The 13,771-nt window shown below is 74.0% G+C and carries 12 protein-coding genes and 1 pseudogene; 8 read left to right on the top strand and 5 right to left on the bottom strand.

Annotated features, from left to right (window positions below; translation table 11 throughout):
* The first annotated feature begins 67 nt into the window (after positions 1 to 67).
* Together JF597_RS11945 and JF597_RS11940 are read left to right on the top strand one after the other, a co-directional pair.
* Positions 68 to 835, top strand: coding sequence for a maleylpyruvate isomerase N-terminal domain-containing protein (locus JF597_RS11945; RefSeq protein ID WP_293992877.1), 768 nt, complete (start codon positions 68 to 70; stop codon positions 833 to 835).
* Between the two features lie 96 nt (positions 836 to 931).
* On the top strand, positions 932 to 1,933 hold the full coding sequence (locus tag JF597_RS11940) for an NAD(P)-dependent oxidoreductase (protein WP_293992875.1): 1,002 nt from the start codon (positions 932 to 934) through the stop codon (positions 1,931 to 1,933).
* A gap of 30 nt (positions 1,934 to 1,963) precedes the next feature.
* Here JF597_RS11940 and JF597_RS11935 read toward each other — a convergent pair whose 3' ends face one another.
* Both JF597_RS11935 and JF597_RS11930 read right to left on the bottom strand, forming a co-directional pair.
* Positions 1,964 to 3,079 carry a HAMP domain-containing sensor histidine kinase gene (locus JF597_RS11935; RefSeq protein WP_293992872.1) on the bottom strand — a complete coding sequence of 372 codons (1,116 nt, stop codon included), beginning with the start codon at positions 3,077 to 3,079 and terminating at the stop codon, positions 1,964 to 1,966.
* 1 nt (position 3,080) lies between these two features.
* On the bottom strand, positions 3,081 to 3,881 hold the full coding sequence (locus JF597_RS11930) for a response regulator transcription factor (RefSeq protein ID WP_293992869.1): 801 nt from the start codon (positions 3,879 to 3,881) through the stop codon (positions 3,081 to 3,083).
* A gap of 115 nt (positions 3,882 to 3,996) precedes the next feature.
* Between JF597_RS11930 and JF597_RS11925 the strand changes: the two genes are divergently transcribed.
* From JF597_RS11925 to JF597_RS11915, 3 genes are all read left to right on the top strand, one after another.
* Positions 3,997 to 4,752 carry a glycosyltransferase family 2 protein gene (locus tag JF597_RS11925; protein WP_293992866.1) on the top strand — a complete coding sequence of 252 codons (756 nt, stop codon included), beginning with the start codon at positions 3,997 to 3,999 and terminating at the stop codon, positions 4,750 to 4,752.
* A gap of 189 nt (positions 4,753 to 4,941) precedes the next feature.
* Entirely contained in the window at positions 4,942 to 5,568 is a 627-nt protein-coding gene (locus tag JF597_RS11920; protein ID WP_293992864.1) for a DUF2064 domain-containing protein, read from the top strand.
* Positions 5,565 to 6,311, top strand: a complete 747-nt coding sequence (locus tag JF597_RS11915; protein WP_293992861.1) for a methyltransferase domain-containing protein — start codon at positions 5,565 to 5,567, stop codon at positions 6,309 to 6,311. Before JF597_RS11920 ends, JF597_RS11915 begins: the two co-directional genes overlap by 4 nt.
* Before the next feature lie 379 nt (positions 6,312 to 6,690).
* On the opposite strand, the gene JF597_RS11910 is transcribed toward JF597_RS11915, so the two are convergent.
* The gene (locus JF597_RS11910; protein ID WP_293992858.1) at positions 6,691 to 7,935 is read right to left on the bottom strand and encodes a molybdopterin-dependent oxidoreductase; all 1,245 of its coding nucleotides are present in this window, start codon (positions 7,933 to 7,935) and stop codon (positions 6,691 to 6,693) included.
* A 194-nt stretch (positions 7,936 to 8,129) separates the two neighbouring features.
* On the opposite strand from JF597_RS11910, the gene JF597_RS11905 reads away from it, so the two are divergent.
* A complete protein-coding gene (locus tag JF597_RS11905) occupies positions 8,130 to 9,437 on the top strand; it encodes a hypothetical protein (RefSeq protein ID WP_293993096.1) in 1,308 nt (435 codons plus the stop codon).
* Positions 9,438 to 9,503: 66 nt separating this feature from the next.
* Here the strand turns inward: JF597_RS11905 and JF597_RS11900 are convergent, their stop codons facing one another.
* Positions 9,504 to 10,037 carry a MarR family winged helix-turn-helix transcriptional regulator gene (locus JF597_RS11900; protein WP_293992855.1) on the bottom strand — a complete coding sequence of 178 codons (534 nt, stop codon included), beginning with the start codon at positions 10,035 to 10,037 and terminating at the stop codon, positions 9,504 to 9,506.
* A gap of 111 nt (positions 10,038 to 10,148) precedes the next feature.
* On the opposite strand from JF597_RS11900, the gene JF597_RS11895 reads away from it, so the two are divergent.
* A complete protein-coding gene (locus tag JF597_RS11895) occupies positions 10,149 to 11,222 on the top strand; it encodes a substrate-binding domain-containing protein (RefSeq protein ID WP_293992852.1) in 1,074 nt (357 codons plus the stop codon).
* A gap of 136 nt (positions 11,223 to 11,358) precedes the next feature.
* On the top strand, positions 11,359 to 13,083 hold the full coding sequence (locus JF597_RS11890; RefSeq protein ID WP_293992849.1) for a hypothetical protein: 1,725 nt from the start codon (positions 11,359 to 11,361) through the stop codon (positions 13,081 to 13,083).
* Positions 13,084 to 13,131: 48 nt separating this feature from the next.
* Here the strand turns inward: JF597_RS11890 and JF597_RS11885 are convergent.
* Positions 13,132 to 13,771, bottom strand: a pseudogene (locus tag JF597_RS11885) (hypothetical protein); the annotation flags it as partial.

The following is a 13,771-nucleotide window of genomic DNA, read 5'->3' as shown; positions in this document are numbered from 1 at the left end:
GGCCGGCCGCTCCCGCCGGGCTCTTCGGCGGCGTTTGGGCGGCGACGGGTCCGGCTACCCATGGCGCATGATTCCCTCTCGGGTCGAGGAGACCCTGCCGGAGCTGGCCCCCTTCGTGCACGCCGTCCAGGGGCGGCGGCCCGACGACGGTACGTGGTGCGAGGCGTGGACGGTGCGGGACGTCCTGGTCCACCAGACCGGCACCGCCGAGGAACTGGCCCGGGTGCTGCAGGCGTTCCTCGCCGGTGCGCCGGTGGAGACCCGGGGCTTCGACCGCGAGGAGCCCTACCGGCGGATGTCGGACACCGAGCTGTGGGCGGCGTTCCTGAGCCGCTGCGAGAAGCTCAGCGAGGTCGCCGCGGCCGCCCGGGCCCTCTCCCCCGACACCGAGGTGGTGTGGACCGGCCGGACGGTGAAGGTCCCCTTCTTCGCCGAGCACATGCGCGAGGAGCTCATCCTGCACCGCTGGGACCTGACCGGCGACGACCGTACGGCGGTGCGGGCGCTCAACGAGCCCTGGTTGACTGAGCACAGCGTGACGTCGGTCGGCCGGCCGCTGCTGGAGCGCGGCCGCACCGGTCTCGACCTGGGCCCGGAGGGACGGATCGAGGGCCGCCTGCGCACCCCCGGCATGGACGACGTCGTGGTGACCGCCGACGCGGACGGCGCCGGCATCCGGCTCGCCGCGCCCGAGGGCCCCGCGACGATCGAGAGCGACGCGGCCGTGCGCGTCCTGCTGCTGTGGGGCCGCCGCCCGGCCGACCCGACCCGCTGGCACAGCACCGCCGGACCGGAGTCCCTGCGCAGGGTGCGCGCGCTGCTGGGCGGCTACTGAACGAAGCCACGCGCCGGCCGCCTTCGCGCCTTACGGAGTCGTGACGTGCGGGCGTGGGCGCGTGGTCCGGGGGCCGCGCGCACCTAGCGTGGCCCCATGCGTGTACTGGTCACCGGCGGTGCCGGGTTCATCGGGTCCCATGTCGTCGAGGCGCTGACCGCGCGCGGGCACGAGGCGGTCGTGTTCGACGTCCGGGACGACCCGGGCGCCGACGTGCGCAGTCCGGTGGCCGTCGGGCGGGCCCTCGCGGGCGTCGACGCGGTCTGCCACCAGGCCGCGATGGTCGGCCTCGGAGCCGGGTTCGGTGACGCTGCGGAGTACGTCTCGCGCAACGACCTCGGTACGGCCGTCCTGCTCTCCGCGATGGCCGAGGCGGGGGTACGGCACCTCGTGCTGGCCGGGTCGATGGTCGTGTACGGGGAGGGGCGGTACGAGTGCCCGCGGCACGGTGTCGTACGGCCCGGGCCGCGCGCGGTCGCCGATCTGGACGCCGGGCGGTTCGAGCCGAACTGCCCGGTGTGCGGGTCCGAGTTGACGCCTGGGCTGGTCGGTGAGGACGCACCCCTCGATCCGCGCAACGTGTACGCCACGACCAAGCTGGCCCAGGAGCATCTGGCCGCCGCATGGGCCCGGTCGACGGGCGGGTCGGCGGTGTCGCTGCGCTACCACAACGTGTACGGGCCCCGGATGCCCCGCGACACCCCCTACGCGGGCGTCGCCTCCTTCTTCCGTTCCGCGCTCGCCCGGGGCGAGGCGCCCCGGGTGTACGAGGACGGGCGGCAGCGCCGGGACTTCGTGCACGTCCGGGACGTGGCCGCCGCCAACGCGGTGGCGCTGGAGGCGGGGGCCGCGCCGGGTGCGCTGACCGCGTACAACACCGGAAGCGGCGAGCCGCACACCGTCGGTGAGATGGCCCGCGCGCTGGCCGAGGCGCACGGCGGGCCGCTGCCGGTGGTCACCGGGGAGTACCGGCTGGGCGACGTACGGCACATCACCGCCGACTCCGCGCGGCTGCGGGCCGGACTGGGCTGGAAGGCCGAGATCGGGTTCGCGGAGGGGATGCGGGAGTTCGCGCGGGCGGGCCTGCGGGGCGCGTAGGCCCGGACGGACCGGTGGTGCTGCCCGCGATCAGGAAGCGGCGGCGGGCAGCACCACCTCGAAGCGGCAGCCGCCGGGAATGTTGTGCACGGAGGCCCGGCCCTGGTGGGCCTCGACGATCCCGCGCACGATGGCGAGGCCGAGGCCCGCTCCGGCCGGCGGGGTCCGGGCGTGGGTGCCGCGCCACCCGGTGTCGAAGACGCGGGGCAGGTCCTCCTCGGGGATGCCTCCGCAGCCGTCCGTGACGGACAGGACGACGGCGCCCTCGGCCGACCGCTCGGCGGTGACCGCGACCGTGCCGTCGGGGGGCGTCCGGCGGATGGCGTTCACGAGCAGGTTGCCCAGCACCCGGCTCATCTCCCTGCCGTCCACCTCGACCGGCACCGGCTCCACCCGGTCGCCGACCAGCCGTACGCCGTACTCGCGGGCCAGCGGGTCGGCGCCCGCGAGGGCGTCGCCGACGAGGTCGTACAGGGACATCCGGCTCGGGCTGAGCGCGAGCGTCCCGGCGTGGATGCGGGAGAGTTCGAAGAGGTCGCCCACCATGTCGTTGAGGCGCTCGACCTCCGTGCGGATCTGCTTGTGATAGCGGTCGGGGTCGGTGGCGACGCCGTCCTCCAGGGCCTCCGACATGGCCCGCAGACCGGCGAGCGGGGTGCGCAGGTCGTGCGAGATCCAGGCGACGAGTTCCCGGCGCGAGGTCTCCAGCGCCCGCTCCCGCTCCCGGGACTCGGCGAGCTTCGCGCTCGTCGCCGCCAGCTCGCGGCTCACCTCGGCCAGTTCGGCGGTGGCCGGGACCGGCGGTGCGGCGAAGTCGCCGTCCTCGCCGAAGGAGCGTGCCGCGAGGACGAGTTCACGGCTGCGGGCGACGACCCAGCGGCCCAGTATCAGCGCGGTCGCGAGGGACACCACGGCCGCCATCGCCACGACCGTCGTCACCACCGACAGGTCGTGCGAGGAGAGGAACATCGCCCAGGCGACGGCGAGGATGCCGGCGAGCATCGCGACCACGCCGACGGCGGCGACCACGACGAGGGACACGGTCAGCGAGCGGCGCCGCAGCAGGCGCAGCGCGGCCGCCCCGAGCAGTCCGGTGCCGGCGGCGCCGGCGAAGGCGTACAGGGCGATGAGGAGGGTGTCGTGCATGTCAGGCCGCTCCTTCCCGTCCACCCCGGCTGTCCAGACCGTCCCGGCCGTCCTGACCGTTCCGGTCGTTCGGGTTGTGCTCTCCGCTCGGCTCGAAGCGGTAGCCGACGCCCCACACGGTCTGGATCAGCCGCGGCCGGGCCGGGTCGTCCTCGACCTTGGCGCGCAGCCGGCGGACATGGACCGTGACGGTGGACAGGTCGCCGAAGTCCCAGCCCCACACCGCGCGCATCAGGTCCTCCCTGCCGTAGGCCCGGCCCGGGTTCCGCAGGAAGAAGGCGAGGAGGTCGAACTCGCGCAGAGTGAGGGCGAGTTCGGTGCCGTCCTTGGTGGCGCGGCGGGCGCCGGGGTCGAGGGTGAGTCCGGCGGACGAGAAGGACCGGCCGGCGGGGGCGGGGCGGCTGCGGCGCAGTACCGACTCCACCCGCAGGACCAGTTCCCGGGGGCTGAAGGGCTTGGTGACGTAGTCGTCGGCGCCGACCTCCAGGCCGAGGATGCGGTCGTCCTCGTCGCCGCGTGCGGTGAGCATGATGACCGGGACGGGGGCGTGGCCGCGCAGCCGCCGGCAGACCTCCAGGCCGTCCATGCCGGGCAGCATCAGGTCGAGCACGACCAGGTCCGGCCAGTGGGCGGCGGCGCGGGTGAGGGCGGTGGGACCGTCGCCGGCGGGGTCGACCAGGTACCCGGCGCGCTCCAGGTACCCGGCGACGATCTCGGCGACGGTCGGATCGTCGTCCACGACCAGGACCCGGGCGGCACCGGCGGTGGCCCCGGTCTCGGTGGACTCGTACGGCTGCTGCATGCTTCCACCCTCGCACCGGGCCGTCGCGGGTGTCGCGGCCGAAGGCGGGCCCGGGGTGCGACGTCCGCGTTTCGTAAGCAGTCGAGGCCCGGTATGTCCGGTTCGCGTTCGTAGGGTGAAGGCTGTGACCACCTCACCTTCTTCCCCCTTCCCGGCGACGGACGTGGACGTCGTCCTGCCCTGTCTGAACGAGGCGGAGGCCCTGCCCTGGGTGCTCGGCCGGATCCCGGCGGGCTGGCGGGCCCTCGTGGTGGACAACGGCTCCACCGACGGCTCGGCGGACGTCGCCCGGGCGTACGGGGCGACCGTCGTCCACGAGGCGCGGCGCGGGTTCGGCGCGGCGTGCCATGCGGGGCTGACCGCGGCGAGCGCCGGCATCGTCTGCTTCTGCGACTGCGACGCCTCGCTGGACCCCGGGCTTCTCGTGCCGTTCGTGCGGGAGGTCCTGGACGGCGAGGCGGACTTGGTGCTCGGACGCCGGCGTCCGCAGGGGCGGGGCGCGTGGCCCGCGCATGCCCGCGCGGGGAACCTGGCGCTGGCGCGGATGCTGCGCCGCCGCACGGGGTTGCGCCTGCACGACCTCGGTCCGCTGCGGGCGGCTCGCCGCGAGGGGCTGCTCGCGCTGGACCTGGACGACCGGCGCAGCGGCTATCCCCTGCAGATGGTCGTGCGCGCCGCCGACGCGGGGTGGCGCATCACCGAGCATGAGGTGGCGTACCTGCCGCGCACCGGTGCGTCCAAGGTGACGGGGACCTGGCGCGGCACGTGGCAGGCGGTACGGGACATGAGCCGGGTGCTGCACGAGCCGCCTCGGGTGCGGGCCGACGGGGCATCGCCGCAGGGGTGCGGACCGAGTGCCGGGTGCGGGTGAGTGGGGGCTGAGCGCGCAGTTCCCCGCGCCCCTTACGGGGCGCTGCAGTCAGCGCCCCCTTCCAGCCGCGGGCAATCACGGGTGGGCGCTGGGGGCCCCGGCCGAAGGCTGGGGGAGGCACCCGGCGAGCGCCGGTGAGCGTCCCCAACCCCCGCCCCCCACCCACCCGCACCACCCAAGGAACCCCGCATGACCACCCTCCTCGTCATCGCCAAGGAACCCCGCCCCGGCAGGGTCAAGACCCGGCTCACCCCGCCGTTCTCTCCCGCGCAGGCCGCCGCCCTCGCCGAGGCCTCGCTCGCCGACACGCTGGACGCCGTCGCCGCGGCCCCCGCCGCCCGCCGGGTCCTGGTCCTGGACGGAGCCCCCGGCCCCTGGCTGCCGCCCGGCTTCGACGTCGTACCGCAGTGCGGCGGCGGGCTGGACGAGCGGCTCGCCGACGCGTTCGCGCACTGCCCGGGCCCCGCCCTCCTCATCGGCATGGACACCCCGCAGGTCACCCCGGCCCTGCTCACCGTGGATTTCGCGGAGTGCGACGCGTACTTCGGTGGAGCCGAGGACGGCGGGTTCTGGGCGCTGGGGCTGGCCGACCCGGACCCGGTGCTGCTGCGCGGGGTGCCGATGTCCACGCCGGAGACCGGCGCCGTCCAACGGCAGCGTCTCGTCGGCGCCGGGCTGCGGGTGTGCGACCTGCCCCGGCTGCGGGACGTGGACACCGCGGCCGACGCGGCCGCCGTCGCCGCCCTCGTCCCGCACGGCCGGTTCGCCGCCCTGCTCTCCCGCTGCACGGCGCCCAGCGGAACGGAGCACCGATGACCACCTCGCCACCCGTCCCCTGGACCGGTGCCGATCCCTACGCCGCCGCCCTGCGCGCCGGGCGCGGCCCGCTGTTCCTGCGCCGCACGGACGGCTGGCTGCTGCCCCTGGACGTCGAGCGCTGGTGCGCGCGGGCCGACCCGGTCGACCGGGCTGTCCTCGACCGCTGCGAGGGCGCGGTCCTGGACGTCGGCTGCGGCCCCGGGCGTCTGGTCGCCGAACTCGCCGCCCGGGGCCGTCCCGTCCTCGGCATCGACGTCAGCGCGGCCGCCGTGGACCACACCGTGCGGCTCGGCGGTCAGGCCCTGCGCCGCTCGGTCTTCGAGCCGCTGCCCGGCGAGGGCCGCTGGGGCACCGTCCTGCTCATGGACGGCAACGTCGGCATCGGCGGCGACCCGCACGCGCTGCTCGGCCGGGTGGCCCGGCTCCTCGCCCCCGGTGGACTGCTGATCGCCGAGACCGCGCCGGTGGACGTCGACGAATGCGCCGACGTCCACCTCACCGACGCCCGGGAGGCCGTCGGCGCCCCCTTCCGCTGGGCGCGGCTCGGCACCCCGGCCCTGCTGCGGTGCGCGCGGGGCTGGGAGCCGGAGGCTCAGTGGGCGGCCGGCGGGCGCCGCTTCGCGGCCCTGCGCAGCCTCCCCCGCTCTCGGCTTCGCTCGAGCGGGGGGACCCCCATCGCCAGCAGGAGCGCCGAGCCGCCGAAGAGCACGGCGGTGATCAGCAGCCAGCGGGCCAGGTAGCCGTCCGTGGAGAGGCCGGTGGCCGACCGGTAGTGCCCGGCCACCATCCCGCTGATCAGCGGGAACCACACCAGCAGGAGCAGCGCGGAGAGCGCGGCCGGGACCCGGACGTACATCGTCCTCCCCCACTGTTTCGAGGGCGTGGCCGCTGCCCCCACCCGGCGGCCGGCGGCGCCCATCCCCCGCGCCAGCGCCCGGTCGGCCAGCGCGTACAGCGGCAGCAGGACGAGGTCGTGCAGCAGCGCCGCGCCCACCACCCACAGCGTCACGCCGAGCCAGTCGCCGGACAGCAGCCGTACGCCCGCGTAGGCGGCGAGCGCGAACGAGCAGGCCAGCAGGAGGATCTGGAAGGGGCTGCCGATGACGGGGCGCGGGCGCATCACAGGTCTCCGAAGGTCATCCGGGCCACCCACTTGGTGTTGAGGACACCGGGTGCGGCGGGCACGATCACGCGCGCCGGGTAGCCGTGGTCGGGGGTCAGGTCCTCGCCGTTCACCTGGAGGGCGAGCAGGGAGCGCGGGTCGGCGACCTGGTTGGCGCGCAAGGCCCCGCGGCGGAAGGCGCCGTGCCGCTGGAGCGACTCGACGAGGACGTCCGGCGGGTCGCTGTCGTAGCCGACCAGCGCGGCGAGGTCGCGCAGCCGCACCCCGCGCCACCACTGGTCGGCGGTCGACCAGCCCTCGACGCAGGCGATCGGCAGCGCGGCGCTGTGCAGGGGCAGCCGGAGCAGTTCGGCGCGGCTGAGGCGGACCGTCCGGCCGTCGCGTCCGGTGACGACGAGCCGCCACGCCTCGTCCCCGGTCTCCGACGCGTCGATCCCGGCATACGCGGCCGTCTTGTTGATCTGGAAGCCGTTCGGCCCGCTGCCCGGGTCGGCACCGCCGTGCGGTGCGAGCAGCGCGGTGCGCCGCAGCGCGCCTCCGATGCTCTGCCCGGCGGTCGTGACGAGCAGCAGCAGGGAGGCGCCGCCCACGAACCACAGCGCCCCGCGCCGGGAGACGGTGGGCGCGTCCGGCCGCGGAGTCTCCAGCTCTGCTTCGTCCAGGTGCCGTCGGCGCTCCCGGACCGCCCGCAGCGCCGTCGGCGTCTTCAGTGCCGCGTGCGCCGCGAACGCCGCGAAGAACACCCAGGCGCCGTAGAAGTGCAGGGGGTAGAAGGAGCCGGGGAAGACGTAGTCGAGCTGGACGTTGAGGACGCCGGTCGTGAACTCGAAGAGGCCGCCGCCGACCAGCAGCAGCAGCGAGACCCGCTCCAGGGCGTGGGCCACCGAGCGGGCCGGGGGCAGCGTGAACAGCTTCGGCACCACCGACCACAGCTTGGCGAGCAGCACCGGGATCAGGGCGATGCCGAGGGTGACGTGCAGGCCCTGGGTGACCCGGTAGAGCCAGTACGGGTTCGTCGGCCAGGAGAAGAGGTAGAAGCCGAGGAGGCCCTTGTCGGGGGTCTGGTCGTTCACCGGGGCCAGGTCCGGGTTGTACGCGGCGTACGACACCAGTCCGGTCACGAACATCACGGTGATGCCGACGAGCAGTACCAGGCCGAGCACCGAAGTGAACCACGTGCCGCGCAGCGGGCTGCGCCAGAAGCCGGGTGAGGTGGGGAGCCGTGGATCGTCGTGTCGCATGGTCCGACCGTAGGCCGGGGAAACCCCCGCAACGGGTGCGCGACCCATGACGAAAGTCTGACGTCAGCCGCCTGATGCACGGTTCGGGGCGGAAGCCGACCTAGCGTTCCGGTGTGACCCGCGCTCCGCACCGTTCTCGGCACGCCGATCTCTCTGCCGATCCGTCCGCCTCTCCCGCCGGCCTCTTCGCCGATCTGGTCGCCGTCCTCGCCGCCGCCCTGCTGGTGCTCGCCGCCGTGCTGGTCGGCCGGCACCTCCAGGACGCCTACCGCAACCTGTTCGTGCACTGGCCGCCGCTGTTCGCCGACTGGGACCCGCACGTCGGCCCGGGCACCCCGGCCGCGCTGCTGGTCGCGGTCGCCGTGGCGGCGTACGGGCCGGCCCTGGCCGTGCGGCTGCCCTGGCGCGGGCTGCTCGGCGCGGCCTGGGGCGCCTGTCTGGCCTGGACGTGGTCGCTGGCGCTGGTCGACGGCTGGCAGCGGGGCGTGGCGGGCCGGCTCACCAGCCCGAACGAGTACCTGACGGTCATCTCCCGCTTCCACGACATCCCGGCGGCCCTGCGGGACTTCACCCACCACATCGTCAGCGGGACCCCGGCGCCCTGGCCGGCCCACATCGCAGGGCACCCGCCGGCGGCCACGCTCACCTTCGTCCTCCTGGACCGGGCCGGGCTGCACGGCGGCGGCTGGGCGGGCGCCTGGTGCATCACGGCCGGTTCGACGGCCTGTGTCGCGGTGCTGGTCGCGGTGCGGGCCCTGGCCGACGAGCGGCTCGCCCGGCGGGCGGCGCCGTTCCTGGTGATGGCCCCGGCCGCGGTGTGGGTAGGTGCCTCGGCGGACGGGTACTTCGCGGCGGTCGCTGCCTGGACGGTGGCCCTGCTGGCGCTCGCGGTGACCGGCCGGTCCGTGGCCTGGGCGGCCGGGGCGGGACTGCTGTTCGGGCTGACCTGCTACCTGTCGTACGGCCTGGCGCTCTTCGCGCTGATCGGGGCGGCGGTGCTGGTGCTCGGCCGGCACCGGGTCCGGGCCCGGCCTGTGGTCCTCGCGCTGCTGGCGGCCGGGGCGGCGGTCGTCCCCCTCGTCTTCACCCTGGCCGGGTTCGACTGGTGGCGGGGGTACCGGCTGCTGGTCACCCGCTACTACCAGGGAGTCGGCGGGACCCGGCCGTACGGCTACTGGGTGTGGGCCAACCTGGCCTGCACGGTGATCATCACGGGGCCGGCGACGGTCGCCGGGCTGCGGCGGGCGGGTGCCGTGCCGGTCCGCCGCCGTACCGCGCCCGGCGCGGAGAAACGGCTCGCCTTCCTCGTGGGCGCCGCCCTGCTGGCCCTGCTGCTCGCCGACCTGTCCGGGATGAGCAAGGCGGAGACGGAGCGCATCTGGCTGCCGTTCGCGATGTGGCTGCTGCCGGCGTGCGCGTTCCTGCCCCGGCCGCGCGCCTGGCTCACCGCACAGGCACTGCTCGCGCTGCTGCTGAACCATCTGCTGTTCACCGGCTGGTGACCCCGCAGACCTGACCTCGCAGGCCCGACCCCAGGCGTACCGGCGCGTCCCGCCGCGGCGACACGGCTACGGGAGCACCGACGGTCCCAGGCCGGCCGTCCGGACCTCGACCGTCCGGACTTCGGTCGCCTGGACCTCGGCCGTCCGGACCCCGACCGTCCGGACTTCGGTCGCCTGGACCTCGGCCGCCGCCGAGAGCTGCGTGAGGAGAGCCGCCAGCACCGCCCCGTCGCCGACCTCTTCGAGCAGCCGGGCCTGGTCGCCGTGGACCCGCTGGGCGGCACGTCCGTACAGGTCCTCGCCGCGCGCGGTGAGGTGGAGCAGGACGCGCCGGCGGTCGTGGGGGTCGGGGCGGCGGTGGACGAGGTTGTCCGCGACCATGCGGTCGACGAGCTTGGTCAGGCTGGGCGCCGGCATCAGGGCGTGCTCGGCGATCTCGGACATCGGGTGCCCCCGGCCGTCCCCGACGAGCGACAGGACCCGCCACTCCTCGACCGTGCACTCCTCCTCGGCCAGCACCGCGGCCAGCCTCCGCACGACCCGCCGCTCGGCATGGCTGAGGAGGTGGGCGAGGTCCGGCGAGGAGGGTACGGACGGCATTGCCGGTGTCCTTCCGGTAGGTCTACTGTGCGCGCAGAATACGAGTCTTGGCGACGGCGCCGGGGCCCGGGACCGGAATCCGCGTTCCCCATGCCCGCACGGAGGTGGCCGATGCGTCCGGCGCCGCCGAAGGACGGGAGCGGCACGCTGCTGCTCGCCCTGGTCGTGCCGTTGCAGGGGCCGGCGGGGGTCCTCGGGCCGTCGTGCGAGTCGGCCGCGCGGCTGGCCGTGGAGGAACTGAACGCCACGGGCGGGGTGTTGGGCCGGGAGGTCCGGCTGGTGACCGTGGACGGCGGGGCGCCGCCGGCCCGGGTGGCGGCCGAGGTCGGGGCGCTGGTCTCGCTGGGCGCCGTGGACGGGGTGGTGGGCTGGCACACCTCGGCGGTACGGCAGGCGCTGCTGCCCCGGATCGCGGGCCGGGTGCCGTACGTCTACACCGCGCAGTACGAGGGCGGCGAGCGGACTCCGGGAGTCTTCCTGACCGGTGAGACCGATGTCGCCCAACTGCTGCCCGCGATGCGGCTGCTGGCGGAGGCGTCCGGGGTGCGGCGCTGGTGCACGGTGGGCAACGACTACGTGTGGCCCCGGGTGACCGCGCGCACGGCACGGGCGTACGCGCGGGAGTGCGGCGGGCGGGTGCGGGACGAGGTGTTCGTGCCGCTGGGGACGGAGGTGTTCGGGCCGGTGCTGCGCCGGATCGAGCGGTGCGGCGCGGACGCGGTGCTGATGCTGCTGGTGGGCGCGGACGCGGCCCGCTTCAACCGGGCGTTCGCCGGATACGGCCTGCACCAGCGGTGTCTGCGGCTGAGCACGCACATGGACGAGAACATCCTGCTGGCCACCGGCGCGGACGGCACCGACGGGCTGTGGGCGGCGGCCGGTTTCTTCGGGACCCTCGCGACCGCGGAGAGCCTCGACTTCGGCGCCCGCCACGCGGCCCGGTTCGGTGTGCACGCCCCGGTGGTGGGGAGCCTCGGCGAGTCCTGCTTCGAGGGCGTGCGGCTGCTGGCCGCCCTGGCCGAGCGGGCGCGGTCGCTGGAGGTGCGGGCCATGTGCGCGGTCGGGGACGCGGTGTCCTACGAGGGGCCGCGGGGTGTCGTACGGCTGCGCGGCAACCATCTCGCCCAACGGCTGTACCTGGCGCGGGCGGACGCCTTCGACTTCGACGTCGTCGCCCAGCTCTGAGCCCAACTCGTCCGCAGGGGCCGATACTTCCCACAGGAAGTATCAAGCCTTGTCTTTTAAAGCAGGTGAAACGTCCGGGAAACAGCGCGCCGCGACTCTTCCGTGCAAACGACCGGGGACGAGAGAGGGAAGAGTCGTGACGGAGATCGTCGGCAAGGAGGCGCCGCCGGCCGTGGCGGACGGCGGGGCGGGCAGCGGCACGGAAGGTGGACCGGAGAGCAAACGGACCTACAACGACTGGGCTCAGAACGACACGCTGGAGGACTACTCGCTGCGGTACGCGCCGAAGTCCTTCCGCCGCTGGACCCCCTACGTCGTCGCGACCACCGCGCTGGGCGGCATCGCCTATCTCGCGGACTTCGCCATCGGCGGTTCGATCGCCATCTCCAACGGCTTCTCCAGCGCGCTGGTGGCGATCCTGACCGCGGCCGTGGTCATCTTCCTCACCGGCATCCCGATCTCGTACTACTCGGCCAAGTACTCGATCGACATGGACCTGCTGACCCGGGGCGCGGGCTTCGGCTACCTCGGGTCGACGCTCACCTCGGTCATCTACGCCAGCTTCACCTTCATCTTCTTCGCCCTCGAAGGCTCGATCATGGCGCAGGCCCTGGAGCTGGGCTTGCACATCCCGCTCGCCGTCGGGTACCTGATCTGCTCGGTCATCATCCTGCCGCTGGTCATCTACGGCATGACCGCGCTGTCGAAGATGCAGGTGTGGACGCAGCCCGTCTGGCTGGTGCTGATGGTCGCGCCGTTCGTGTCCATCGCGATCCAGGAGCCGGGCAAGTTCTCGGAGTTCACGCACTTCGCCGGCAACTCCCCGACCGGGTCGGGCATCAGCATGCTCGGGGTGGGCGCGGGTGCGGGCGTCGCGCTGTCGCTGATCGCGCAGATCGGCGAGCAGGTGGACTACCTGCGGTTCATGCCGGACAAGACGCCGGAGAACAGCCGCAAGTGGTGGGGGGCGGTGCTCTCCGCCGGCCCGGGGTGGGTGGTGCTCGGGGCCGCCAAGCAGATCGGCGGCGCGTTCCTCGCCTTCTACATCGCCGGCAGTGTGGGCCTCGCCAAGGCCAACGAACCCATCCAGCAGTACGTGTCGGGCTTCAGGACCTTCGCGGCGCCGATCGCGCTCGGCCTCGCCACGTTCTTCGTGATCCTCTCCCAGATAAAGATCAACTCGACGAACGCGTACTCCGGTTCGCTGTCCTGGTCGAACTTCTTCTCCCGGCTGACGCATCGTCACCCCGGGCGCGTGGTCTACATCTTCCTCAACGTCGGCATCGCCCTGGCCCTGATGGAGGGCGGCGTCTTCGGCTTCCTCAACACCGTGCTGGGCTTCTACTCCAACGTGGCGATCGCCTGGATCGGCGCGGTCGTCGCCGACCTGGTCATCAACAAGCCGCTGAAGCTGAGCCCCTCCTACATCGAGTTCAAGCGGGCCCACCTGCACAACTTCAACCCGGTCGGCTTCGGCTCGATGCTGATCGCGTCGGCGGTCTCCATCGCCGCCTACTTCAACGCCTTCGGGGAGTACGGCAAGGCGTACTCGCCGTTCATCGCGCTGCTCCTCGCGATGGTGCTCTCGCCGCTGTTCGCGGTGCTGACCAGGGGGAAGTACTACATCGCCCGCGTCGACGACCTCGCGGAGCCGCTGCTCGGCCCGGACGGGCTGCCGTCGGCGGCCACGCTGACCTGCACGGTGTGCGCGACCGACTTCGAGCGGCCGGACGTGGCGGGCTGCCCGTTCCACTCCGGGGCGATCTGCTCGCTGTGCTGCAGCCTGGAGAAGGACTGCCACGACTCCTGCAAGACCGGCCCGGTCGCGCTCGCCATGCCGACGGTGCGGTCCGCGGACTGATCGCCCCCGGTCCGCCAGAAGTGCCGTAGCGGGCCGGGGAACCGGCGGTCACGGGTTGTCGTCGCCTTCCTGCGCATGACGCGGGAAGGCCGACTTCTCCAGTACGTGGGCGACCCCGTCCTTCCAGTCGGCGCACGGTTCCTTCGCGTCGGTGTAGTCCGCCGCCATGAGCGGCAGGGAGAGATGGGACATGTCGCCGGGCGGTGGCGTGCGCAGCGACCACAGGGGCGCGGGGGTGCCGTCGGCGACCGCGGCCGGGGCGTCGGTCAGGTTCATGCGCTCGCGCAGGCGGCCGTAGAAGTCCATCGCCGCGAGCCGGACCACCCGCAGCCGGGTCGGGGCGGCGTACACGCCGATCCAGTCCCCCGGCTCCAGGACGCCCCGCACCTGGCCGTCGACGCTGACCGCGGCCTGTCCCGAGCGTTCCAGGACGCGCAGGCCGACCGCTTCGTTCGGGGCGGTGACGACCGAGCGGTTGAACGTCATGTGCGGGGCGACCGGGGTGAAGACGAGGGCCTCCGCGCACGGCGAGACGACGGGGCCGCCGGCGGCGAAGCTGTAGGCGGTCGAGCCGGTCGGGGTGGAGACGATCACGGCGTCGGCCGAGTAGGAGACGAACCGGCGCCCGTCGACGAAGACCGCCACGCTGGCCTGGCGGTCGCGGGCCAGCTTCTCGAACACCACGTCG

This window comes from Streptomyces sp., assembly GCF_019510245.1.
In the GTDB taxonomy this organism is placed as follows: Bacteria; Actinomycetota; Actinomycetes; order Streptomycetales; family Streptomycetaceae; genus Streptomyces.
The sequence above is the reverse complement of the archived record's forward strand: the minus strand, read 5'-3'. Positions and strand labels throughout refer to the sequence as shown.

Coding starts and splice junctions, on each gene's coding strand:
- JF597_RS11930 (WP_293992869.1), bottom strand. CDS start 3,881: ATGCAGCAGCCGTACGAGTCCACCGAGACCGGGGCCACCGCCGGTGCC.
- JF597_RS11945 (WP_293992877.1), top strand. CDS start 68: ATGATTCCCTCTCGGGTCGAGGAGACCCTGCCGGAGCTGGCCCCCTTC.
- JF597_RS11915 (WP_293992861.1), top strand. CDS start 5,565: ATGACCACCTCGCCACCCGTCCCCTGGACCGGTGCCGATCCCTACGCC.
- JF597_RS11900 (WP_293992855.1), bottom strand. CDS start 10,037: ATGCCGTCCGTACCCTCCTCGCCGGACCTCGCCCACCTCCTCAGCCAT.
- JF597_RS11920 (WP_293992864.1), top strand. CDS start 4,942: ATGACCACCCTCCTCGTCATCGCCAAGGAACCCCGCCCCGGCAGGGTC.
- JF597_RS11935 (WP_293992872.1), bottom strand. CDS start 3,079: ATGCACGACACCCTCCTCATCGCCCTGTACGCCTTCGCCGGCGCCGCC.
- JF597_RS11910 (WP_293992858.1), bottom strand. CDS start 7,935: ATGCGACACGACGATCCACGGCTCCCCACCTCACCCGGCTTCTGGCGC.
- JF597_RS11895 (WP_293992852.1), top strand. CDS start 10,149: ATGCGTCCGGCGCCGCCGAAGGACGGGAGCGGCACGCTGCTGCTCGCC.
- JF597_RS11940 (WP_293992875.1), top strand. CDS start 932: ATGCGTGTACTGGTCACCGGCGGTGCCGGGTTCATCGGGTCCCATGTC.